Raw genomic sequence first — 23074 nt, forward strand, 5'->3', positions numbered from 1 at the left:
AGTACAATATTAGATGTTGACTGATTCTATATTATCATAGAAGTAGATTTAAAATGAGGAGGGGAAACATATGAAAAACAATCCAGTCGTTCCTTACATCTTAATTTTAGCATTTGGTATTGGTCTTATTTTCTTTATGTCTTTAACAGGCTCAGAAAACAAAAAAGAAATCGCTGCTGAAAAAGAGGGTGGTGGCGAAAAAACAGAAGCTACTGATGATTCTGCATTAGTACAATCTTGTATTAGTTGTCACGGTGCTGACTTAAGTGGTGCTTTTGGTCCAAATCTACACGGCTTAGATGAAGCTCGTATCGTAGATGTTTTAACAAACGGTATCCCAGGAACTCCAATGGAGCCTGGTATGAAAAACGAAGCGGAAGCAAAAGCGATCGCGAAGTACATTTCAACTCTAAAATAGTCTAAAAAAAGTAGCTGTACTGAAAGCGTTTAATCGTAATCGGTACAGCTACAATTTATTTATCTTCATTTCAGTTAATGAAAAAAAATGGAGTTGCTCAAAAATTTGAGTCAACTCCATTTGTTTTTTTTCACGACATCATACATACTAAGAATGGACACTATTTAAGACAGGCGGTAAAAAAATGAATGCACAAAAATTATCAAAGCGATTAGAAACAGTAGCAAAATATGTACCCTCTGGTGCGGTTATAGCGGATATTGGCAGTGACCATGCATATTTACCATGCTACTTAATTCATAAAGGAATTGCTTCTTATGCGATAGCGGGAGAAGTTGTGAAAGGACCTTTTGAATCAGCAGTTGGACAAGTGAAGAAGGAAGGTTTAACAGAAAAAATTACAGTAAGGCTTGCGAATGGCTTAGCAGCAGTGGAAGAAGCTGATCACGTAGATACAGTTACTATTGCTGGGATGGGTGGACCTCTTATCGTCTCCATTTTGGAGAAGCATCCAGAAAAATTACAAGGGGTAACAAGGCTAATTTTGCAGCCCAATATTCATGCTAAAGTGATTCGCGAATGGGCATTAGCACATAATTGGGCAATTCAGGACGAAGAGATTTTAGAGGAAGACGAAAAAATTTATGAAATTCTTGTATTGCAAAGAGGCTCAATGACATTAACGGAACCTGAAATTATATTTGGTCCGAAATTAATGCAACGAAAATCACCATCATTTATAAAAAAATGGTCTCGTGAAACAGAAAATTGGCAGCGCGTATTAAAGTCCATTGAAGGGGCAGATCAAACACCTGAAATTGAAGAAAAACGTGCAGAATTAGTAGCTTTACTCAATTTAGTGGAAGGGGTTCTGTGAGATGAAAACAGTTAACGGTCAGGAAGTTATACAATTGTTCGAATCATGGTCGCCTAAAAAGCTAGCATGTATGGAAAATGACCCAATTGGTCTTGCAATCGGCACATTAAATAAACCTGTAAGTAAAGTATTAGTCACATTAGATGTAAATGAAGCAGTAGCTGAGGAAGCTATTGCTCAAGGATGTGAGCTAATAATAGCGCATCATCCACCGATTTTCAGAAGACTTTCGAATATTCGTACTGACAATCCAGCTGGGCGGTTATATGAAAAGCTTATAAAAAATGATATTGCCGTTTATGCAGCACATACGAATTTAGATGTGGCTGAAGGCGGTGTTAACGATTTACTAGCAGATGCTCTACAGCTTGAAAACCGTTCTATTTTAGAAGAAACTTATGCGGAAAATATGTTGAAGTTGGCAGTTTTTATACCGACTGCCAATGCCAATGATTTACGTGAGGCCTTAGCAAAGGCAGGAGCAGGTCGTATTGGAGATTATGAAGCGTGTAGCTATACTACATTGGGAGAAGGGCGTTTCCGTGCTTTAGAAGGTGCAAATCCACATGTAGGTTTTATTGGTGAATTACATGTTGAAGAAGAAGTGAAGGTAGAAGTAGTATTTCCAGAATCCATAAAAAATCGTGTATTTAAGGCAATGTTAAACGCACATCCGTATGAAGAACCTGCCTATGATATCATTCGCCTAGACCAGCAAACGAATATAATGGGATTAGGCCGAGTTGGTTATTTACCACAAGAGATGACTCTTCATGAATTTACGCAATTTGTAAAAGGCCAGCTAGATGTACCTGCTGTCCGAGTTGTTGGTGATTTACAGTCGAAGGTGAAGAAAGTTGCGCTTGTCGGTGGCGATGGCAATAAATATATCTATTCTGCGAAACGTGCTGGGGCAGATGTATTTTTAACGGGAGATATGTATTTCCATACAGCCCAAGACGCTCAAGCAATTGGTCTACAAATCGTAGATCCAGGTCATCATGTGGAGAAAGTGATGATTGCAGGAGTAGCTAAAAAGATGACGAGAATGTGTGAAGATAAAAAATATTCTGTCGAATTTGTCCAATCTACTATTCATACAGAACCGTTTTTATTCGTGTAAGAGAGGGGAATAGTTGTGGCGAGTGAAAGACCTGCTGGCAATAAAGCCGGCAAGTTATGGATTATGATTGGTTTACTGATTGCTGTGTTTGGGGTAGGGATGACATTCATGACAAATACGATGAATGCCAAAAAAATTGATGCTATGACCGAGCAATGTGAAAAAGATGGTGGAGAAGCCATCGTCTCAAAGGAAAAGAATTTTCTATCAACAAACTATTCATTTAAATGTAAACAATAATAATAACAAGGCTGAATTATAGTTAATATAATTCAGTCTTTTTGTGTAGAAAACAAAACGCTTAAGGAAATCTTTGTGAATGTCGTGCTCTAAAAATTAGGGGTGATTTCCGTTCCAGGCTACTCGCTTTCCTGTGGGCGAGCGTCGAGCCGCTTCCTCCGCTACGCTCCGTGCAGGGTCTCGCCTGTCTCGCTTTCCCACGGGAGTCGAGTAGCCTTCCACTCCAATCAGCAATAGTGTATAACTTTTATAAATTTTATTCATTTTAAAAGTGAACACTATTACTATTCCCTTAATCAAACAGAAAAGACTTATAACAGTGACTCAATTGTAAACCTATTATTGCTAACGCTTAGATTTCGCACAAAGATGCCGTCGCTGTTTCGTTGTATGATTATTAATATTAGAGTAACATGCCAATAGATACATGCTAAATGGTTGATTGTAGTGGAGGCTGGGCGACTCCTTGGGGATCAGCGTCACAGATGAGACCCTGGAGCGAGCTTCGCGAGTGAAGCGGCTCATCGGACGCCCCCAGGAAAGCGTCCAGCCGGAACGGAAATCAACCCCTCGTTTTGCCGAAGAGCCAAACATAATTTATTGTGAAACTTTAAAATAATTGACATAATACGGAATATGAAGACTGAATTATAGTATTTAATATAATTCAGTCTTTTTGTGTATGCATGGATTAATTTTAGAGTGTTATGATAGGTGAGTATAAATGGCAATGGGAGGAGAGTTTTGGATTGTTTATTCGTTTAACAAAAGAACAACAAGAAACAATAATAGCTGATATTCAACGTTTTTTCTATAATAATCGTGATGAGGATATTACAGAATTTGAAGCAGAAAGAGTACTAGACTTTATAAAGGAAAATATTGCTCCGCATATTTATAATGCGGCTATCTCGGATGCAAAATATGTGGTAGAAAGACAATATGCATCGATTGAGGATGAGCTTGCAGCATTAGAAAGACCTATTAATTTAAAATAATTTTTGTTTCAAAGTTAATAATAAAGTTGCTAATTAATTATCTATCTTTTGAATAAAGAGGCTGTCTCCTGTATAACATGGCTAAGAGAGCCGATTTTATTCAATTTGAGTTTCGGTCACACTTTGAGGGATAATCCAAGGAGGAACAACATGTTAAAAATAGGGGTAATTTTAGGTAGTACGCGTGAAGGTCGTTTAAGTCCGCAAGTTGGCGAATGGGTAAAGGAAGTAGCTGAAAAACGTGGTGATGCGGAATATGAAATTATTGATATTGCAGATTTTAAATTACCACTGCTAGGCGAGCCAGGTGGAGATGCTTCAGGAGCAGCTACATGGTCACAAAAAGTCGCTTCATGCGATGGTTTTGTTTTTATCGTTGCAGAATATAACCATTCCATTACTGGGGCATTAAAAAATGCATTAGATTACTTACGAGTGGAATGGAATAATAAGGCGGCAGGAATTGTTTCTTACGGTTCTGTTGGGGGAGCAAGAGCTGCTGAACATTTACGTGGAATTCTTGGTGAGTTATTAGTTGCAGATGTTCGTGTCCATCCGGCTTTATCATTATTTACAGATTTCGAAAATGGTGCAGTATTTAAACCAAAGGAAGTTCAAGCAGATTCAGTAAATCAAATGCTAGATCAACTTATCCCTTGGGCAACAGCTTTAAAAACAATTCGATAAAAGCTTTAAGCGGTATGTACTTTAAAGAGTGCATATTGCTTTTTTTATGCATTTAGAGATCTATGTCTGAGTGAAGTATTATCTCAAAACATAGATAGGTGATATCTAATAGAGTGTTGATGCTACCTTATGACTAAATTTTTTTAAAAAGGTCTCTTTGTGGTATTTTACAAAATTAGCGTTGCGGCAAAAAGCTTCTGCATTAATTCTCTTTTTAATAGGGGGTATCTCCTAAAATCCTTTTTTAGAAATAATAGAACTTTTATGCAGTCGATTCGTATCTATTAATATAAGGGAATTGGATATAACCACCGAGTAAGCATTGACAGATTTGTTTCGCAGGATAAAATTTTAGGAACAGAAAGGCTTGGTAATACACGTCAGTTAGAGTAGCCAAACTTTGCTGTAAAACATAAATAAAGGAAGGAAAAGTATATGAAAATTGTTACCGTCGATCATTATGATGCGTTTAGCACGATACCTAATATGGGAAATCCAGCAGGTGTCGTCGTAGAGGGAGATCAATATAGTGTAATAGAAATGCAGGCTATTGCTAAGCAAGTAGGCTTTAATGAAACAGCTTTTGCGCTAAAATCGGTCAAAGCAGATTTACGTATACGTTATTTCACGCCAGGGCATGAAATGAATTAATGTGGACATGCAACAATGGCAACAATATACGCACTAAAAACAAAAGGTTTACTAGAAGATAAGTCAAAATTGACTATTGAAACGAAAGCAGGAATTCTCCCAATTGAGTTAAAAGAACAAAAAGGGGAAATTCATATTACCATGCAACATGCAGAACCTCAATTTAAAGCCTTTAACGGTTCAAAAACTAAGCTTGCACAATCCATTGGACTAACAGAGGAAGCAATACATACTGAATTACCGATAGTCTATGGAAGTACAGGAATTTGGACATTGCTAGTACCTATAAAAAATTTATCATACTTTGAAAAAATGACTCCGCAAACTGCAGATTTTCCGGATGTCCTTGAAGAAATGCCAAAAGCATCCGTGCATCCTTTTTGCTTAGAGGCATTTGATAAGAATGCAAATATGCACGCAAGACATTTTTCATCACCTTATTCTGGAAAAATTGAAGATATAACTACAGGTACTGCCTCTGGTGTTATGGGGGCATATTTTGCAAAGTATATCGATCGAGAAGCTCAATTGCCAAAAATACTTACCGTAGAACAAGGCCAGGAACTTGAGAAAAATGGACGTGTGCATGTACATGTGAAAAATGATGAGGGGATACTGAATATTTCGATTACAGGAACGGCTGTACATGTGAATGAACTAAAAGTGCATATATAAAAAGTGAGCCGCTTACAATATTTTTTTAAACTAGGAAGCGGCTCTTTCTTGAAATGTCATCCATTCCATTAATGTTTTATTTCTTCAATAACTTTTTCTTTTAAGTCTGCATCCATAGAGGAAAGTTTAACGTTATTAGTTAGACGTTCTTTTAACTCTCTATCTGTCATAATCCCGCGTTCTTCTAGAATTTGAACAAGTAAATTTAACGTCATTAAATTTTTAATTTCTGCTGCTTTTGTATCCATTTTAAATGCCTCCGAATGTATAGTATTTCTACCTCTTTAGTGTACTCCTTTTTTAGAAGGACGGCGTAAAATGGTCAAAACAAAGCGAAAATATTTCGTGTCCCGGAATATATTGAATGATTCTAGCAGTAGTGGAATACATATAATAGCTAGAAATTAGCGACAAATAGTTGTAAACGCAATAAAGCTAATTAATAATTCACAAATCAAAAAACTCCTAACAATAGGAGTTTATTTTTCATTATCTAGTTAAATCGGTATGTATTTATAATTAGGAGCTGCATCTATGTTGATAGAATTTTGTTTTCCGCTGCAAGAGCTGTCTGATTCGCCGCTAAATCTGCTATTTCCACCGCTAAAGCCGTCTACTTTGCCGGTGATAAGCCCCTAATTACTCATTGAGAATAAAGTCTGATACAGAGCTGCTAGCAAAGCAACAAAGAGTGTATCGTCAGAGTTAAAAAGTTTGAAAGATATACCAGTATGCACAAGTTCAGTTTCTATATTACTAGCGCTAGCTATTTTTTCATCATTACAATATAAATAGGCGGTTGAAGTAAAATCCTTTTCAAAGCGAAAAGCTAGTCCATCCATTGTAAAAGAGTAGGAGGATTCAAGTAATTGTACCGTCCTCCGTTGGATCGGTAAAATAGATCCATCTGGCATAATAAGCTGATGGCTAACACCCTTTGTTAATAGTGTAGATTGCACTTGAAAAAGTGGTGCACCTAAAGTAGTGCGGGTTTCATAACGATGTGGTAATGTCTGTTGTGCTGCAACGAGCATGACAGCATTGATTACTTTTCCAACGGATGAACGTTCAATCTTTTGAAGCACACAAACGGTCTCATTTTGTTCATTCACAATAGGGATATTTGAAAAGCTTTCAAAAGCTTTTGGGTAGGTAAGGGTAAATGTAGTCATAAAAAAGCCTCCAATCTACTTACTATACGGAGAAACTTTACTCTAGGTTTCACCAGTAACAAAAATTTTAGAGAAGTGAATTTCCAGTGAACTAGTTAAGCATTATGATACAAGAGCGAGCAGAAGGTATTGCCTTAAATTCTAGAGAATATTCATTTTATGATATGGAGCGAAATTTAATACTAAAAGGCTGACCGATCGTGTGGAATTTTCACGTTCGGTCAGCCTTTGATTTTATTATTGAGGCGTAACTTCTCCTGCAAGAGCACGCTTTTCCTGCTCTGGATCGAATTCTTTTTCCATTTTTGAAACGACAACTGTTGCTACACCATTACCAATTAAGTTAGTAACGGCGCGGGCTTCTGACATAAAGCGATCGACCCCGATTAAAAGTGCAATCCCTTCTACTGGAATCATAGGGAATGCTGCTAATGTTGCTGCGAGTGTAATAAAGCCAGAGCCTGTAACACCGGCTGCACCTTTAGATGTTAGCATTAAAATAGCAAGCAATGTAATTTGATGCCAAACATCTAAATCAACGCCATAAGCTTGTGCGATAAAAATAGCTGCCATAGATAAGTAAATGGACGTACCATCTAAGTTAAAGGAGTACCCCGTTGGAATGACAAGACCAACGACTTGTTTAGAGCAACCATAGTTTTCTAATTTACGCATCATCGAAGGAAGGGCAGATTCTGATGATGATGTTCCAATAACGATAAAAATTTCATCTTTAATATATTTAATAAACTTAAAGATACTGAATCCAAAGTAACGTGTAATAAGACCAATGATGACTACGATAAAGATAAACATTGTAATATAAACGGAAAGCATTAAAAATCCTAGGTTTCCAAGTGATTTAAGACCGAAGTTTCCGATTGTGTAGCTCATAGCTCCAAATGCACCAATTGGGGAAACTTTCATAACCATATTAACAATTTTAAAGAATATATCTGCTACTTGTTCAAAAAATTTAATAACTGGTTTAGCTGGTTCACCGATAGCTGCAGCAGCTATGCCGAATAAAACAGCTGAGAATAAAACAGGTAATAACTCTCCATTCGCAAGTGCTCCGACAACATTATCAGGTATAATTTGCATAATAAATGCACCAATACCATGCTCTGTAGCGGCTGCTGCCTCTGTATATTGGGATACATCTGCACCGTTTGCAGCTGCTGTATTAAAGCCTTTACCAGGCTTTACAATATTGACTACGATTAAGCCGATTGCTAGTGCGAAAGTAGAAACAATTTCAAAATAGATTAATGCCTTCCCACCAATTTTCCCAACTTTTTTTACATCGCCCATACTACCAATTCCAATAACAACTGTTAAGAAAATGATAGGAGCTATTAACATCTTAATTAATTTAATAAAAATATCTGCTAATATTTTCAACTTCGCTCCGAATTCTGGGAACGTAGCACCTACAATAATACCTAGCACAATAGCAATCAGTACTTGTACAGTTAAATTTTTAAAATTTATACGCATAAAATTCTCCCCTAACACTGTTTATGAATATTATGTGAACGCTTTCATGAGGTTATCTTAGCTGAAATTTTCCGACAATAGTTTTTATGACCGTAAAGTTTCTATTGTTCATTTTGTTCATTTTTTGTTGGGAGATCAATAAAACTAGTGATATCAAGGGTTTTAAGCTGTTTTATAGTAGTTTTTGAATTTTGGAATCTATTATAATACACAAGAAAAAATCCCCACTCTAGTGAGGATTTTATCATTAATGAACAAAAGTATTGATCCCGCAGTGAAGAAATACTTTAAGGAGAAACAATTTTTTCAATATCTGATAAAACATCGTTTTCTTGTACATTGTTTCTATAAAAATTATAAACAGGTGCTAGTTTTTCCTTAAAACGTTGGCGTTCCTTATTACTCATCGTATAGATTTCAAAGTTATCCTGCTGCTTAAGTTTTTGCAAATCTTCTTCGTTCATTTCTACTGCTTGTTCAAATTGCCAGTCTGTTGTTTCTTTCATAGCCTCCATAATCTGTTTTTGGATTTCCAGAGGTAGGGATTTCCAAAACTTATCGTTCATTAAAACGGCGTATCCTAAAATGCCATGCTTAGTTAATGTCATATGTTTCTGCACTTTATAGAAACCTTTAGAATAAATATTTGACGCTGTATTTTCCTGAGCATCAATGGTATTCGATTCTAAATCAGTAAAAACCTCGCTGAAAGAAGTCGGGATTGGTGTAGCCCCAACAGCCTCGAATTGCTTCTCAAGGGTTTTACTTGGCATTGTACGAACACGTAAGCCTTTTAAATCTTCAAAAGTATGAATAGGGTGACCGACAGAGGTTAAATGTTTAAAGCCATTATGCCAAAAGCCTAGCCCTTTTATATGAAAAGGCTTAAGCTCATTTAACAATTGTTCACCAATCGAACCTGTAAGTACCTCATGCACTTCATCATCCGTATTAAAAAGGTAAGGTAAATCAAGAACCTGCCAATTTGGTATATAGGATGTCATCTTTGAGAAAGTAGGGATAATCATTTCTACTTGTCCATTTTGCAAAGCCTGAAACTCGTTTTCATCATTAAACAAGGAGGAGTTTGGGTAGACGTGAACCTTCACTTTGCCATTTGTTTTTTCCTCTACAAGCTCGGCGAATTTACTTGCCGCCTGTCCTTTTGGCGTATTCTCAGCAACAACATGACTTAAATGAATCGTAATTTGCGTATTCAAACCTTTTTGCTCATCATCATAGGGAAGAGGCTTGGCGAAGAATAAGCCTTGTTGAACACCGATCGCTATCGTTAACAGTAAAACGGTTGCTATTGTTCCAATAATAAATTTTTTCATCTATTACACCTAATTTATTCGTATTTTCTGATGTTTTTGTTATTCTAACATATGGAGTAAGTTAAAATATAGTAAGGGGAGGCGTACATCTTGAAATTTCAAAAAATATCGATGAAGAGAAAAATCATGTCTCTGACTTTTTTTATTCTCATGCTCTCCTTTAGTATAGGTGGAACATTTTTGCTAGGGTTCGTCATGACTGTGCAAAAGGATAAGCTTGGAGATCAGGCTTTACTTGTGGCAAAAACAGTATCACAGCTTCCCGAGTTGAAAACTTACATATCAAATAATAATTTTTACGAGGCTACGAAACACATAAATCCTGTAGTAGAGGAAATACGTGATATAAATGGCGCACAGTATATTGTTGTACTGGATATGCAAAGGCGCAAGTACTCACATCCAAATACAGAGGAGATTGGGCAAATCTCGAAGTCAGGAGATCTAAACGCTGCGTTTTCTGAGCATTATTATACATCCATCGCACATGGTGAACATGGAGATATGGTACGAGCATTCGTACCAATCATGACTAAAGAAGGTAAACAAATAGGCGTAGTAGTGGTGGGCTATAGTGTTTTAACTGTGGCAGAGTTGCTACAATCTATTCAAACAGAATTAATGATTACAATTTTATTATCTCTTGTCTTTAGTGCATGGGGGGCTCATACATTAGGGCTTCATATGAAAAAGCAAATGTTTGGGTTAGAGCCCCACGAAATTGCTAAAATGTATGTAGAAAGAACAGAAACATTTAACGCGATGCATGAAGGGATTATTGCCATTGATAATGATTTGACAATCACAATATTTAATGAAAAAGCATGTGACATATTAGGTGTTCACAAACAGCCGGCAACATTAATTGGGAAGAAAATTTTTGACGTTTTACCTGATACACGATTACCGGAAATTTTGGAGCTAGATCAGCCAATTTTTAATCGCGAGCTCTATATTAATGATAACAATATTATGAGTAACCGTATTCCTATACAAGTTAATGGAAAAACGGTTGGAGCTGTGGCCATGTTTAAGGACCGTACAGAAGTGAAAAAGCTTGCAGAGGAATTAACGGGTGTTAAGGCATTTGTACAAGCATTACGCGTACAAACACATGAGCATAAAAATAAATTGCACACAATTGCTGGTCTGTTACAACTTGGACATCATGAACAAGCACTTTCTTACTTAACACAAGTAAAAGAAGAGCATGATGAAATTACAAATTTTCTAAATGAACGGATTAAAAATGAAAATATTTCTGGGCTATTGCTTAGTAAAATCTCCTATGCAAAAGAACAGGGAATTCTACTGGAGATTGACAGAGAAAGCCGTTTGACAACATTTCCTAATAATCTAGATCATCATGATTTCGTTATTTTATTTGGTAACTTAATTGAAAATGCTTTTGATGCTTTAAAGGATGTACAAGTTGAAGAAAAAGTTGTCCATGTTTCTGTTGATGAGGATGAGGATGTGTTGGCAATCTTAGTCACAGATAATGGTATTGGCATGACAAATGAAGTAAAGGCACATATTTTTGATAATGGCTATTCAACAAAAGAGAAAAAAGGTAGAGGGATTGGACTTTTTTTAATAAAAGAAATTGTACAAAAAGGAAAGGGAGAAATTGAAGTCATAAGTGAACCGAATAAAGGAACAAGTTTTTTAATAACTTTTTATTACCAAGGCTGAGAATAAGATTTGTTAAAACTTATACCTTTTGATTGGAGTAATGAAATCAAAATGGGAGATCAACCCACTGGGGAATTTAGTTGAATAGAAGCGAGAAATTCTATGGGAACAGTGTGACACTCTCTTAGACAGCTTCATGAAGTGAAAATTTACACATATAGAGATAGAACGAGTGTATGGAGGACTAACAGTGACACAAACAAAGGTTTTATTAATAGAGGACGATCCAATGGTGAGAGAGGTTAATCGCCAATTTATTGAGAAGATAGCTGGATTTGAAGTAATTGGACAAGCCTCAAATGGGGTTGAAGGGATTGCCCAAATTCGAAAACTTAAACCAGAATTAGTATTTATGGATATTTTCATGCCAGAGCAGGATGGAGTGACAAGTTTACGAAAAATTCGTGAACTCAAGTTACCAGTAGATGTAATTACGGTAACTGCTGCTAATGATATGGAAACTGTAAAACAGGTCCTGCATCTGGGCGTTTTTGATTATATTATGAAACCTTTTTCATTTGAACGGGTCCAAGGAACGCTTGAAAATTATTTGCGCTTCAAAAAACAAATGCAAACGGAACATGAGCTAACACAAGGGGAGCTTGATCAGTTATTCCATTATCATGGTGGACTTAATGAGGTTCAGCAATCCAATGTCTTACGGTCAGAAAAAAGTTTACCGAAAGGTTTTAATCGTGCAACACTTGAGAAAGTTGTGCACTATTTGCAATCTGTAGAAGGAGCATCGGCAGAAGAAGTTGCAAGTGGCGTAGGTATTGCACGCGTAACAGCAAGACGATACTTAGATTATTTAGAGAAGCAAGAGGAAATTACGATGGATGTGCATTATGGTGGCATTGGTCGTCCGGTCAATTATTATTTTAGTAAATAATGAGAAATCCTGATTGTCAAATAGACAATCAGGATTTTTTACTACTATAGATTTTAAAGTTGTAGATAACCAAAGTCATATCTAGGCTAAAGCGCTACATCCTCGGGTCTCTCCGATCCCTCGGGCAAAAATGGTGGAGCATTTACATTTGCTTCGGGTTTCTTCAGCGCTTGTCAGATGTAAACGAACGCTTCAGCGCATTTGTTCTTAGTAAGGCATAATTTTGTCAACAGGCTTAGGCGTTTTAATTTTAGGTAAAATTTTATCTAATGTAACTGTACGCTTAATAATATGTGTTGATTCATCATTTTCATCGAATTGCTCAAGGAATGAAATAACCTCTTTTACAATTGGTGTTGGCGTTGAAGCGCCTGCTGTAACAGCGACAGAATTAATGCCTTTTAACCATTCAACTTTTAGCTCAGAAACGTCTGCAATTCGATAAGATGGCGTTCCTGCTATTTCAACAGAAACCTGTGTTAAACGATTCGAGTTATTGGATTTTGGGTCACCAACAACAATAAGTAAATCTGCTTCCCCAGCTTGCTGAGCAACTGCCTCTTGGCGTACCTGGGTTGCCAAACAAATCTCCTTATGCACTTCAATATTTGGGAATTTCTCTTTTAAACTATCCATTAAATGAGCGACATCCCATTGACTCATCGTCGTTTGATTCGTTACTAGTAATTTATTATTCGATAAATTTAATGCATCAATATCAGTGGACGATTGCACTAAGTGCACATGATCTGGTGCAACGCCAATTGCTCCCTCTGGCTCGGGATGGCCTTTTTTACCGATATATATAATATCATAGCCATTTGCTGATTTTTCACGAATTAAATCGTGTGTAACTGTTACGTCAGGACATGTAGCATCAATGGATACTAAGCCTTTTCGCTTCGCAATTTCACGAATTTCGGGTGAAACACCATGGGCTGTGAAAATAACAGTGCCAGTTTCAACTTGTTCAATAATTTCTAAACGATTTTCGCCATCTAATGTGATGATGCCATCTTCTTCAAAGGCATCTGTAACATGTTTATTATGCACAATCATACCTAAAATGTAGATAGGTCTTGGTAATGTTTTATCTAGTGCGGCGTTTCGAGCGATGACCATCGCATCAACAACACCGTAGCAATAGCCACGTGGATTAATTTTTAATACTTGCATGGTTGTGACTCCTTTCAAGCTTACCTATCTACATTATAACGGACAGGGACGGCGAATACAAAGAAACCTTCATCTACATAGGTGGCTGGAATATACGGGGCTTAGATGGAAGTGGGTCAGCAGGAGTAAATGATCCATTTTGTCGAGACGCTTTTCGACTTTTACTTGAACCTGATCCTTCACTAGCTGCTGCTTCAGCTGCTACTGCTCCAGCCCCTGCGGCAGCTCCTGCAGCAGGAAGACCTTGAAATCCTTTATACAATTTTAAAAGTGACGGAATATTTTTTACCATTGGCATTGCTTGCTGAATGTAAGGCGTATATGTTTTTGCTGAGTTAAATAAGCTATTCGCCTGCTGCAAAAATGAACCAATCTTTGAAGGTTCCTGCATTGGCATTTGTCCTCCAAATGATCCTATTCCACTGGACATTGGAAAGCCACCCGGAATTCGTGGATTTGGGAAGCCTCCAGGCTGGAAAAAGGACTGCGGTGACATTTGTGGAGGTGTTGGCATTGGCATTTGCATTGGCATTTGCATGGGCATTTGCATCGGCATTTGCATGGGCATTCTCATGCCACCAGGATACATTGGGAACTGTGGTCTAAATACCATAACGATCTCCTTTCGATAGTGATTTAACATTGATGACATACCTGATTATAAATATGATATGCAGATGGGTAAGTTAGCGTTCGACACGCACAAAATAAATAATTAGGGGATGGTACGATTGTAAATGTATCTCATTATATCCTTTAAGGCTTACTTATTTCGTATGTAGTTGATAAGTGGTGAAAAATTCTTGAAAAATACATATTTTTTTCACTTTTCCGGCAGTTTTGAAAGGTATAATGATTTCTTGGTAAATCATCATTTTAGAAAAAGAAAAGTATTATCTGAAATGGATTACATTAATGTAAATAAGCTAATAAAATAATTTTTAACAGCAGCGGTTAAAAGTAGGAGGTATTTTGTGACAATTAAAGTTAGAAGTATAGTGACGTTTGGCATTATTGTATTATTAGTTTTAGTAATGGGGATATTTCAGCAACAAAATGCTAAATCCCAACAAAAGCAAATACATTTGATGAAAGAAAAAACACTTCAAACGACGTTACTAGCAGATGAGATGAAATTAGCAGTTGTGCAGGTTCAGCAGTATTTGACTGATATTAGTGCTACAAGAGCACTCGATAATTTAGATGATGGATTTGAGCAAGCAGAAAAATATAGCCAAATCTTTATTAAAGATTTGGAGCAAGTGAAAAAAATGCATCCGCAAGACCAGGAAAGATTAAATGCGATTAAAATAGCGTTTGATGAGTATTATAGTACTGGTCAGAAAATGGCTCATAGCTATGTTCAGGGCGGACCAGAGCTAGGGAATAAAATAATGCTTGAATTTGATACTACATCCGTTGAGATTAACGACAAAGTAGATTTGTTTCAACAAGAAAACATCACAGACATGCAAAATTCTTTAGCACATGTTGAAACGCTTATCGATGATAACGGGCAGTGGTTCTTATGGATGTTCTGTATTATATTAATGATTTGTATAGTAGTTGGAATTATATTCGTACGTTCCATCGTTGTTCCTGTCAATAAGTTAACTTCTGCAGCAAAGGTAATCGCTAAAGGCGATTTATGTCAAAAGGATATTGAAGTTAGAACGAAGGATGAAATTAAAGATTTGGCTGATTCGTTTAATTTGATGAAGTCTAATTTACATTCATTAATATATAGTATGACAGCAAATGTTGAGCATACAACATCAGCAGCTGAAGAGCTAGCAGCAAGTACAGATGAAATTTCAAATTCCTCTCATGATATTGCAAACCTTGTAGAGAGAATGGCAATTAGTGATAACCAAGCAGCTGTTACTGGTCGTGAAAGTTCGATAGCAATGGACGAAACTGCTCAAGGTGTTCAACGTATTGCGGAGGCAACTCAAATGCTTCATTCTAAAGCAGTAGATACACAATCTATTGCAAATGATGGTGAAAAAACATTACATATCGCAGAAAATCAAATGTCGATTATCCAACAATCTTCAAATACAACAAATGAGCGAATTAAGAAGCTAAGCACACAATCAGCTGAAATAGTTAATATTACGAAAGTAATTACTGATATTACTGAGCAAACAAATCTTCTAGCACTGAATGCTGCGATTGAAGCGGCTCGTGCAGGAGAGCATGGAAAAGGCTTTGCTGTTGTGGCAGATGAAGTACGCAAATTAGCAGAGGAATCAAAAGCATCTGCCAATCAAATAGTGGATGTAATAGCACTTATTCAGCAAGAAACGAAGGAAGTAGAAAATGCCGTAAATGTAACAGTTTCGAATGTCGATGAGGGTGTCACTTTTATTCAAAATGCCCAAAACTCCTTCGATGGAATTTTGAAAGCGATTGGTGATATGACATCTCAAATCGAGGATGTATCTGCTTCTACGCAACAAATTTCTGCAAGTACTGAAGAAATGGCAGCTTCGGTCGATGAAATGTCCTCTTCTTCTAATTATGCTGCAGAGCAATCTGAAACAATAGCATCGACAATAGAAGAGCAAACTGCGACTATTCAGGAAATAAATGCTGTTGCAAAGGCATTAAGTGCAGAAGCGGTGTTCGTGAAGGAAGAAATCAATAAATTTAAAGTTTAAGGCTTATTACCATAACGTGGAGTTGATTTCCGTTGCGGCTGGGCGCTTTGTAGCTGTCGCTTTGCTTTCGCACAGATAAAACATTTGCCGCTGACGCTTCGCTTTCGCGCAGATAAAACATTTGCCGCTGACGCTTCGCTTTCGCGCAGATAAAACATTTGCCGCTGACGCTTCGCTTTCGCGCAGAGCAGAGCGTCCTGGGGGCGCCCGATGAGTCGCTTGGGCCAACACGATGTTGGTCACGAAGGCGTTATCACAGGACGTGATGGGTTTAGCCTTCGTTCCTCTATCGCTGATCTCCAAGGAGTCGCTCAGCCTCCACTCCAATCAACTTTTATATAGGATATACACTATAACAAATGCCATCACTAACTCTTGATGATGAAACATTTAAAATCGTTGGCTGTAGAGTAATCTTCTCTAGTACGTTTCTTAATACTAAGCTTTAGAACAAAGAAAGCCCTCTATGTCTAAAAACTCACAATTAAAAGCGAGGTAGTTCCCAATGAAATTTTCCATTTGGAAACTACCTCGCTATATTTTCATACAAATTTATTTAGTAGTAAAATCTTTAATTTTAGAAGGAGGGGCACAGACGTTAGAAGAACAACTCTTCTGTATTGAGCATGATGCACATTTACCCTTCTTCTGCTTTTTAATGCTCTTATATAAAGTAATACCAGCATAGCCAAATATAATACTACCAATTAAGATATTAATTAATAAAGTCATTCTCTACACCTCACATCAATAAATTCCCAATACCATAAATCAAAAGTGCGATAACATAAGCTACAACAAATGGATATATGGTTGCAAATAAAGTCCATTTCACAGACTGTGTTTCCCTTTTTATTGCGCCTACTGTGGCTAAGCAAGGCATGTAAAGTAAAACAAAGGCCAAGAATGTATAGGCGCTTAAAGCAGTAAAATGAGTTGACATTGTAGAGGATAAGACACCTTCACTTACGCCATAAATAATCGCCATTGTCGAAACAATCACTTCTTTTGCCAGGAATCCAGCAATAAGAGATGCACCGGCTTGCCATGTTCCAAAGCCAAGTGGGATAAACAATACACCAAAAGCGCCCCCAATAATTGCTAAAAAGCTGTCATCCATATTGACATTCGCACCATGTGGTCCTAAATAAGAAAGAAGCCAAATAATAACGGAGCCAGCAAAGATAATAGTACCAGCTTTGCGGAAAAAACCTTTCCCTTTTTCCCAAGTAGAACGCCAAAGTGTTTTAAGCTGTGGTACATGGTAGGCTGGTAACTCAACGAAAAACACGGAGGTTTCATTTTTTAATATCGTCATTGATAATATTTTTGTTACAATAAGCGCTACCACAATACCCATAACATATAGGGAGAATACTACTAACGATTGATGTGCAGAAAAGAATGCTGCACCGAACAAAGCATATACAGGTAACCTTGCTGAGCAGCTCATAAATGGCGCAACAAGAATTGTTAATAGTCGTTCTTTTGGCTGTTCAATTGTTCTAGCAGCCATTACACCTGGAACATTACATCCAAAGCTTACAATCATCGGAATGAAGGCTTTACCGTTTAAGCCGAAAAATTCCATAAGGCGATCCATCACAACTGCAATTCTCGCCATATACCCTGAATCTTCTAATAGTGAAATAAAGAAAAATAGTACAAAGATTTGCGGAATGAAAACTAAAACACCGCCAACACCTGCAATTATTCCATCACATATTAAATGAACAATAAAAGGAGCTGCCCCAATTGCTTCTAAGCCCTTAGTAACAGCATCCGAAAGAGGTCCGCTTACAAAGCCATCCAGGAAATCCGAAAGAGGGGTACCTATCCATGCAAACGTTGCTTGAAACATTAAAAACATAAGCGCTAAGAAGATTGGAATACCAAAAATCGGATGTGTTAGAATTTTATCAACTTTCTCTGACCATTGTGTTTCAATTTTCTCTTGTATGATTACTTCGCTATAGATGTTAGAAATATATAAATCACGTTTTGAAGTAATAGCTTTATTTAATGGTTCACCTATTTGCTTCTCTAAAGCATCGCGCATTGTAGCTAGCTGTTCAAAGTATTCCTTCTTTTGCAAATAAGCGTCAACAGCGTCATTTCCCATTAAAAATTGAATAGTACACCATCTTCTTTGTTCTTCAGGAACATGCTGTAACAATGCTTCAATTTTTGCGATACCTTCTTCAATTAGGTCATCATAGGTTAATGTAAAACGTTGTTGAGTACGATCTGAGGCTTGAATAGCGGCATAAATACCTTCGACACCTTTCCCCGTACGAGCACTTATCGGAACGACTGGTACTCCTAAAGAACTCTGTAATTTCTCGACATCAATTGAGATGCCTTTCTTTTTCGCTACGTCTATCATATTTAAACAAATGAAAACAGGCTTTCTAAGTTCGAGAATATCTACAGTTAATTGCATATTTCGTTCGAAATTAGAAGCATCGATAATATTTAAAATTCCATCTACTTGATCTTCTAGTAAAAATGAAGTAACAACACTTTCATCTTTTGAAATAGGGTTAAGCGTATATACACCAGGTAAATCAATTATTTCTTTTTGTAGTTTTTTTACTTGTCCTACTTTTTTTTCAACGGTTACACCACTCCAATTGCCAACATATTCATATGAATTTGTCAACGTATTGAACAATGATGTTTTACCGATATTAGGGTTTCCTATTAAAGCTAATCTACTCATACTTGTTCGACCTTTATATCCATTAAATCTTTTTTTCTAAGCCCGATTTTTTGTCCTTGACATTCCAATATACAAGCTCCAGAAAACCATCCTTTTTGGACCATACAAACTTGACAGCCTTCTTTTATACCAAAAGCATTTAATCGTTTACATAAAAGAGAGTCAATTTGCTGTAGATCTTTCACTTTAACTTTTTCCCCCAATTGAACCGCGTGAAGGTTCATAAGATCTACCTACTTTCTTGTGAGTGATAATCATTATCAAAAAAATCTTATCATTTTTTTTCTAGTGTATCAATATTAAGTTTATTGTAGAAAGTAATATTGGAATAGCAAAGTTAAAGTAAGATCAAACCTTATTCTTCATCGTGACAACGAAGCATTCTATACCCGACGCGGACATGTGTCTGGATGAACTTTGGGTTAGTTGGATTATCCTCTATTTTCTTTCGAAGAGTGGCCATAAAAACCCTTAGACTTGGAACATCCGATTGAAGTGCGTTGTGCCAAACTTCCTTTAAAATAAAATTATGCGTTAAAACTTTGCCGACATGCTTTGATAAAATAACTAAGAGCTTATATTCAATAGGCGTCAAATGTACTTCTTTGTCATTTACAAACACTGTATTTGCCGCGTAGTTTATTTGTAAATGACCATTTACAAAGACAGAGGGTTCATTTTCTAACTGATGCTCAAATGACATTCTTCTCAAAGCTACTCTAATTCGGGCTAGTAACTCTTCAACACTGAAAGGCTTTGTAACATAATCGTCTGCACCGGCATCTAAAGCATTGATTTTATCGTGCTCCTCGCCGCGTGCACTAACTACGATAATAGGTGTTTGAGTCCAGCTTCTAATTTTCGTTATAAGCTCTACACCGTCTATGTCTGGTAGTCCTAAATCCAAAATAATAACTTCTGGATTCATGGCAAGAGCCTTTTGTAAAGCACTATGGCCATCTCGTGCAATATCAAATTCATATTGTTGAGTAGCTAATGTCATTTTAATTAAATTGCCAATGGCTATATCATCTTCTACTACTAGAATTCGTTTATTCATAGAATTTCATTACTCCTTTTTTAGCTCATCACCATAAATATGTGACCGATTTGTGCTTACCTGGGGCGCCCCGTTCAGGATCTACTCTATGACACTGATCTCCAAGATGTCACCCAGCTTCTATTCAAATCAACTTATTTAATAAATTTTATCTCTAACTTTTGGTAATGGGCTTTTTTTCAGTGAAAAATTAAAAATCGTTCCTTTTGGCCTATTATCCGAAACTGTTATTTCACTACCATGTAATTTTAAAATAGTTTGACATAGAGCCAAGCCTAAACCTAATCCTCTTCGGCTATCGCTACGCTGTACTTTTCCGGTAGTAAATGGCTCAAATAGACTGGTTTTAATAGCATCATCAATGCCAGGCCCATCATCAGAAATGCTAAAGTGTACAAAACGTTCAGATTCTTTGACATTTATAGTAATAACACTGCCTGACGGTGTATAGGTCAATGCATTATCAATAATATTAATTAGAACTTGAATAATCAGTCGCGCATCCATTACAGCAAATAAAAATTCCGGTTCAATATGATAGGAAATTTCATGTGTATTGTTTAGACGAACGACATGTGTTAATGCCTCTTGAATAATATCTTCTACAAGTTCCAATTGCATCTCTATAGCAAATTGTCCATCTTCTAATTTAGACACAGCAAGCAAGTTTTCAACCATTTGTACAAGCCATTTTGAATTTTTATAAATATCCTCATATATTTTGCTTTTTTCATCCTCTCGAATTAGAGGTGAATTAGATAGTAATATATCTGCATTACCGGAAATAGCAGTTAGTGGTGTTCTTAAATCATGAGAAACGGCGCGCAAAAGGTTTGCTCGCATTTGTTCCATTTCAGCTTCTCTAGCTACTTCTGCATTGAGTTTTTGTAAATACCATTTATCAAGTGCAAATGAAAAATCATTAATAATGGCATGTAAAATATTACGCTCAAATGCAGGTAACGGTGATTGCTTTGACAGGGCAATACCGATAACGCCTTTAACACTCCCATTTGAAATAACCGGTAAATAGTAGGCATTCACTTCAGGAAATATATCAGTGGAAATGCCTGCTACATGCTTATTATTGATAACCCAGCTTACTACACCATGCTCATTCGGATTCTCAAATTGGGAAGCTATCTTCTTATTTTCAATACTAGATATGCTCTCGGTACGGAAAAAAATAGATTTCACAATTAAGTCATTTTCTATTTCAAAAAATTGTACTGGCTTTTCTACTAATTTAACGATTTGTGACATGCCTTCAATAATAATTTCTTCTATTGATTTAGCATGTTGCAGTCTGCGATTTGTATCAAGGAGCACCTCCATTCGATAAGATTTACGAACAGCTACAATAGTTTGCTTCTTTATTTTTTTTGTTAAGCTACTTGTTATCACTCCGGAAAGGAACATGATCACAAAGGTGATCGGATAGTCGCGATGATAGGCGTTAAATGAAAATCGCGGTTCTGTAAACAAATAATTAAAAAGCAGTACCGCCATAATGGAGCTAATAATGCTCATCATCCATCCTGATGACCAAATGGCAAGTATTAAGACACCTAAAATATAGATAGTGATAATGTTCGATTCGCTTACACCAATTGTGTAGAAGTACAGTCCGATAATCGATACTATGGCAAACACAATGGTCATTTTAAATAAATCAAGCCATTCAAATGACAGCTTATTTTTTATAGTAGGGAAGTAGAATTGTTCGTTTTCCTGATCTGGCACTATGTGTATGGCCAAATTTGGTACAAATTCGTTGAGTCGATCGCTGATTTTGGTGCTTGGTTGCCACCATTTTTTTCTCATGCTAGTTCTACCAATGACTAATTTGGTGACACCACTTATTTGTGCATAGTTGGCAAGGGCAGCAGCTATATCATCTTCCTGAACGATTACGACATGGCCACCAAGCTGTTCAACAAGTTTTAAATGCTGCTGGAGCCTTTCTGAATTTGCATTACTCCTGTCATGTTCCTGTACGTTTTGAACATAAAGAGCTGTAAACTTACCATGCAGTGCCTGTGCAAGGCGTGCGGTAGTTCGAATAACCTTGGCATTAGTAGGAGAGCTACTAATGCCAACAAGTAAATGCTCTTCGATTTGTACATGATGCTTTATAGATTCGTCGCTGTTTACCTGCTTATAGTTAATCGTATCGGCAGCTCTTCGTAGTGCAATTTCTCGAAGTGATACTAGGTTTTGTTTACGAAAAAAAGATTGTAATGCTTTTTCTGCTTGTTGTTTTACATAAATTTTGCCTTCTTGTAGGCGTTGGATTAACTCATCTGGTTCAATATCGACAATCTTTATTTGTGCAGCTTGATCAATTAAATAATCTGGAATACGCTCTCGTACTTTTATTCCGGTTATTTCCTCTACTAAATCGTGTAGGCTTTCAATATGTTGAATGTTTACGGTTGTATAGACATGGATACCCTTTGCAAGTAATTCCTCTACATCTCCAAAACGTTTCTTGTGACGCATAGTCGGAACATTGCTATGTGCCAATTCATCAATAAGGACAATTTCCGGTTTGCGCTTCAGTACTGTATCAATATCTAATTCTTGAAAAGGTTTTCCCTTATAAATTATTTTTTTCGTAGGAATTTGCTCAATTCCTTCAAGTAAAGCTAACGTATCTGGACGAGGATGTGGTTCTACATAGCCAACTACCACATCTTTTCCAAGTTTTTTTGCTTGATGTGCCGCATCTAGCATTGCATAAGTTTTACCTACTCCAGCAGCATATCCAAGAAAAATCTTTAGCTTCCCTACAAATTGTTCTTCCTGTTGAAGCCTCGCTAAAAACGTCTCTGGAGTTGGACGTGTATTTTCCATCCTCTTTCACCTCATTTGTATTATAGCGTTATCTTTCATTAAGAAAGTATTAAGATTTTCCCTCTTTATAGTTTCTTAATAGGAAAAGCGATTTCCTAACACTACATTAATTTGAAAGTCAGTATGATGAGAGCATCCAAATAAAGGAGGGTGCTCGATTGATGGACTTTTGGATGATTGGCTTACTCTTCATAAGCTTTGCAAGTCTATATGCATTAACAACTTGGTGCTTCAAACTAGTCGATGAAAAATAAGGGGGAATAAAAAATGTGGATTGTTATGGGGATTGTTCTTGTATTCCTTTTCGGTTATCTAGGGCATGCATTACTTTA

At 36.8% G+C, this 23074-nt stretch carries 21 protein-coding genes and 1 pseudogene; 11 read left to right on the forward strand and 11 right to left on the reverse strand.

The window, feature by feature from the left end:
* Positions 1-70: 70 nt before the first annotated feature.
* The 7 genes and pseudogenes from ACFVT8_RS02805 to ACFVT8_RS02835 all read left to right on the forward strand — a co-directional run bounded on the left by ACFVT8_RS02805 (position 71) and on the right by ACFVT8_RS02835 (position 5669).
* Positions 71-418: a c-type cytochrome gene (locus ACFVT8_RS02805; RefSeq protein ID WP_387082054.1), complete on the forward strand. Its 348-nt coding sequence runs from the start codon at positions 71-73 to the stop codon at positions 416-418.
* A gap of 184 nt (positions 419-602) precedes the next feature.
* On the forward strand, positions 603-1295 hold the full coding sequence (locus ACFVT8_RS02810; RefSeq protein WP_387082053.1) for a tRNA (adenine(22)-N(1))-methyltransferase: 693 nt from the start codon (positions 603-605) through the stop codon (positions 1293-1295).
* A gap of 1 nt (position 1296) precedes the next feature.
* A complete protein-coding gene (locus tag ACFVT8_RS02815; RefSeq protein ID WP_387082052.1) occupies positions 1297-2418 on the forward strand; it encodes a Nif3-like dinuclear metal center hexameric protein in 1122 nt (373 codons plus the stop codon).
* Positions 2419-2433: 15 nt separating this feature from the next.
* Positions 2434-2658: a hypothetical protein gene (locus ACFVT8_RS02820; protein WP_387082051.1), complete on the forward strand. Its 225-nt coding sequence runs from the start codon at positions 2434-2436 to the stop codon at positions 2656-2658.
* Between the two features lie 749 nt (positions 2659-3407).
* Positions 3408-3656, forward strand: a complete 249-nt coding sequence (locus tag ACFVT8_RS02825) for a DUF2164 domain-containing protein (RefSeq protein WP_387082050.1) — start codon at positions 3408-3410, stop codon at positions 3654-3656.
* A 150-nt stretch (positions 3657-3806) separates the two neighbouring features.
* Positions 3807-4343 (forward strand): NADPH-dependent FMN reductase, encoded by a 537-nt coding sequence (locus ACFVT8_RS02830; RefSeq protein WP_387082049.1) that lies wholly within the window; start codon positions 3807-3809, stop codon positions 4341-4343.
* Between the two features lie 435 nt (positions 4344-4778).
* A pseudogene (locus ACFVT8_RS02835) lies at positions 4779-5669 on the forward strand (PhzF family phenazine biosynthesis isomerase).
* 68 nt (positions 5670-5737) lie between these two features.
* Here ACFVT8_RS02835 and ACFVT8_RS02840 read toward each other — a convergent pair.
* The 4 genes from ACFVT8_RS02840 to ACFVT8_RS02855 form a co-directional block, all read right to left on the reverse strand.
* Positions 5738-5917 (reverse strand): hypothetical protein, encoded by a 180-nt coding sequence (locus ACFVT8_RS02840; protein WP_249073528.1) that lies wholly within the window; start codon positions 5915-5917, stop codon positions 5738-5740.
* A 387-nt stretch (positions 5918-6304) separates the two neighbouring features.
* On the reverse strand, positions 6305-6841 hold the full coding sequence (locus ACFVT8_RS02845) for a tubby C-terminal domain-like protein (protein ID WP_387082048.1): 537 nt from the start codon (positions 6839-6841) through the stop codon (positions 6305-6307).
* 237 nt (positions 6842-7078) lie between these two features.
* Positions 7079-8341, reverse strand: a complete 1263-nt coding sequence (locus tag ACFVT8_RS02850) for a dicarboxylate/amino acid:cation symporter (RefSeq protein ID WP_387082047.1) — start codon at positions 8339-8341, stop codon at positions 7079-7081.
* A 287-nt stretch (positions 8342-8628) separates the two neighbouring features.
* On the reverse strand, positions 8629-9678 hold the full coding sequence (locus ACFVT8_RS02855) for a TRAP transporter substrate-binding protein (RefSeq protein WP_387082046.1): 1050 nt from the start codon (positions 9676-9678) through the stop codon (positions 8629-8631).
* Between the two features lie 111 nt (positions 9679-9789).
* Between ACFVT8_RS02855 and ACFVT8_RS02860 the strand changes: the two genes are divergently transcribed.
* Together ACFVT8_RS02860 and ACFVT8_RS02865 are read left to right on the forward strand one after the other, a co-directional pair.
* Positions 9790-11373 (forward strand): ATP-binding protein, encoded by a 1584-nt coding sequence (locus tag ACFVT8_RS02860; RefSeq protein WP_483869498.1) that lies wholly within the window; start codon positions 9790-9792, stop codon positions 11371-11373.
* A gap of 190 nt (positions 11374-11563) precedes the next feature.
* Positions 11564-12265: a response regulator gene (locus ACFVT8_RS02865; RefSeq protein ID WP_387082045.1), complete on the forward strand. Its 702-nt coding sequence runs from the start codon at positions 11564-11566 to the stop codon at positions 12263-12265.
* A gap of 207 nt (positions 12266-12472) precedes the next feature.
* Here ACFVT8_RS02865 and ACFVT8_RS02870 read toward each other — a convergent pair whose 3' ends face one another.
* Together ACFVT8_RS02870 and ACFVT8_RS02875 are read right to left on the reverse strand one after the other, a co-directional pair.
* The gene (locus ACFVT8_RS02870) at positions 12473-13441 is read right to left on the reverse strand and encodes a 4-hydroxy-3-methylbut-2-enyl diphosphate reductase (protein WP_387082044.1); all 969 of its coding nucleotides are present in this window, start codon (positions 13439-13441) and stop codon (positions 12473-12475) included.
* 73 nt (positions 13442-13514) lie between these two features.
* Complete coding sequence (locus ACFVT8_RS02875) at positions 13515-14054, reverse strand: 4-hydroxy-3-methylbut-2-enyl diphosphate reductase (RefSeq protein ID WP_387082043.1); 540 nt, start codon at positions 14052-14054, stop codon at positions 13515-13517.
* 361 nt (positions 14055-14415) lie between these two features.
* Between ACFVT8_RS02875 and ACFVT8_RS02880 the strand changes: the two genes are divergently transcribed.
* Positions 14416-16104, forward strand: a complete 1689-nt coding sequence (locus ACFVT8_RS02880) for a methyl-accepting chemotaxis protein (protein WP_387082042.1) — start codon at positions 14416-14418, stop codon at positions 16102-16104.
* Between the two features lie 210 nt (positions 16105-16314).
* Positions 16315-16446: a hypothetical protein gene (locus ACFVT8_RS02885; protein WP_387082041.1), complete on the forward strand. Its 132-nt coding sequence runs from the start codon at positions 16315-16317 to the stop codon at positions 16444-16446.
* Between the two features lie 210 nt (positions 16447-16656).
* On the opposite strand, the gene ACFVT8_RS02890 is transcribed toward ACFVT8_RS02885, so the two are convergent.
* From ACFVT8_RS02890 to ACFVT8_RS02910, 5 genes are all read right to left on the reverse strand, one after another.
* On the reverse strand, positions 16657-16836 hold the full coding sequence (locus ACFVT8_RS02890; RefSeq protein WP_387082040.1) for a FeoB-associated Cys-rich membrane protein: 180 nt from the start codon (positions 16834-16836) through the stop codon (positions 16657-16659).
* Positions 16837-16846: 10 nt separating this feature from the next.
* A complete protein-coding gene (gene feoB, locus ACFVT8_RS02895; protein ID WP_387082039.1) occupies positions 16847-18826 on the reverse strand; it encodes a ferrous iron transport protein B in 1980 nt (659 codons plus the stop codon).
* Positions 18823-19050 (reverse strand): FeoA family protein, encoded by a 228-nt coding sequence (locus tag ACFVT8_RS02900; RefSeq protein WP_049663835.1) that lies wholly within the window; start codon positions 19048-19050, stop codon positions 18823-18825. Before ACFVT8_RS02900 ends, feoB begins: the two co-directional genes overlap by 4 nt.
* Before the next feature lie 131 nt (positions 19051-19181).
* Positions 19182-19886: a response regulator transcription factor gene (locus ACFVT8_RS02905; RefSeq protein WP_387082038.1), complete on the reverse strand. Its 705-nt coding sequence runs from the start codon at positions 19884-19886 to the stop codon at positions 19182-19184.
* Positions 19887-20024: 138 nt separating this feature from the next.
* Positions 20025-22742, reverse strand: coding sequence for an ATP-binding protein (locus ACFVT8_RS02910; RefSeq protein ID WP_387082037.1), 2718 nt, complete (start codon positions 22740-22742; stop codon positions 20025-20027).
* Between the last annotated feature and the right edge of the window lie 332 nt (positions 22743-23074).

Origin of the sequence: Lysinibacillus sp. NPDC058147 (assembly GCF_042884205.1) — a bacterium.
Taxonomy (GTDB): domain Bacteria; phylum Bacillota; class Bacilli; order Bacillales_A; family Planococcaceae; genus Lysinibacillus.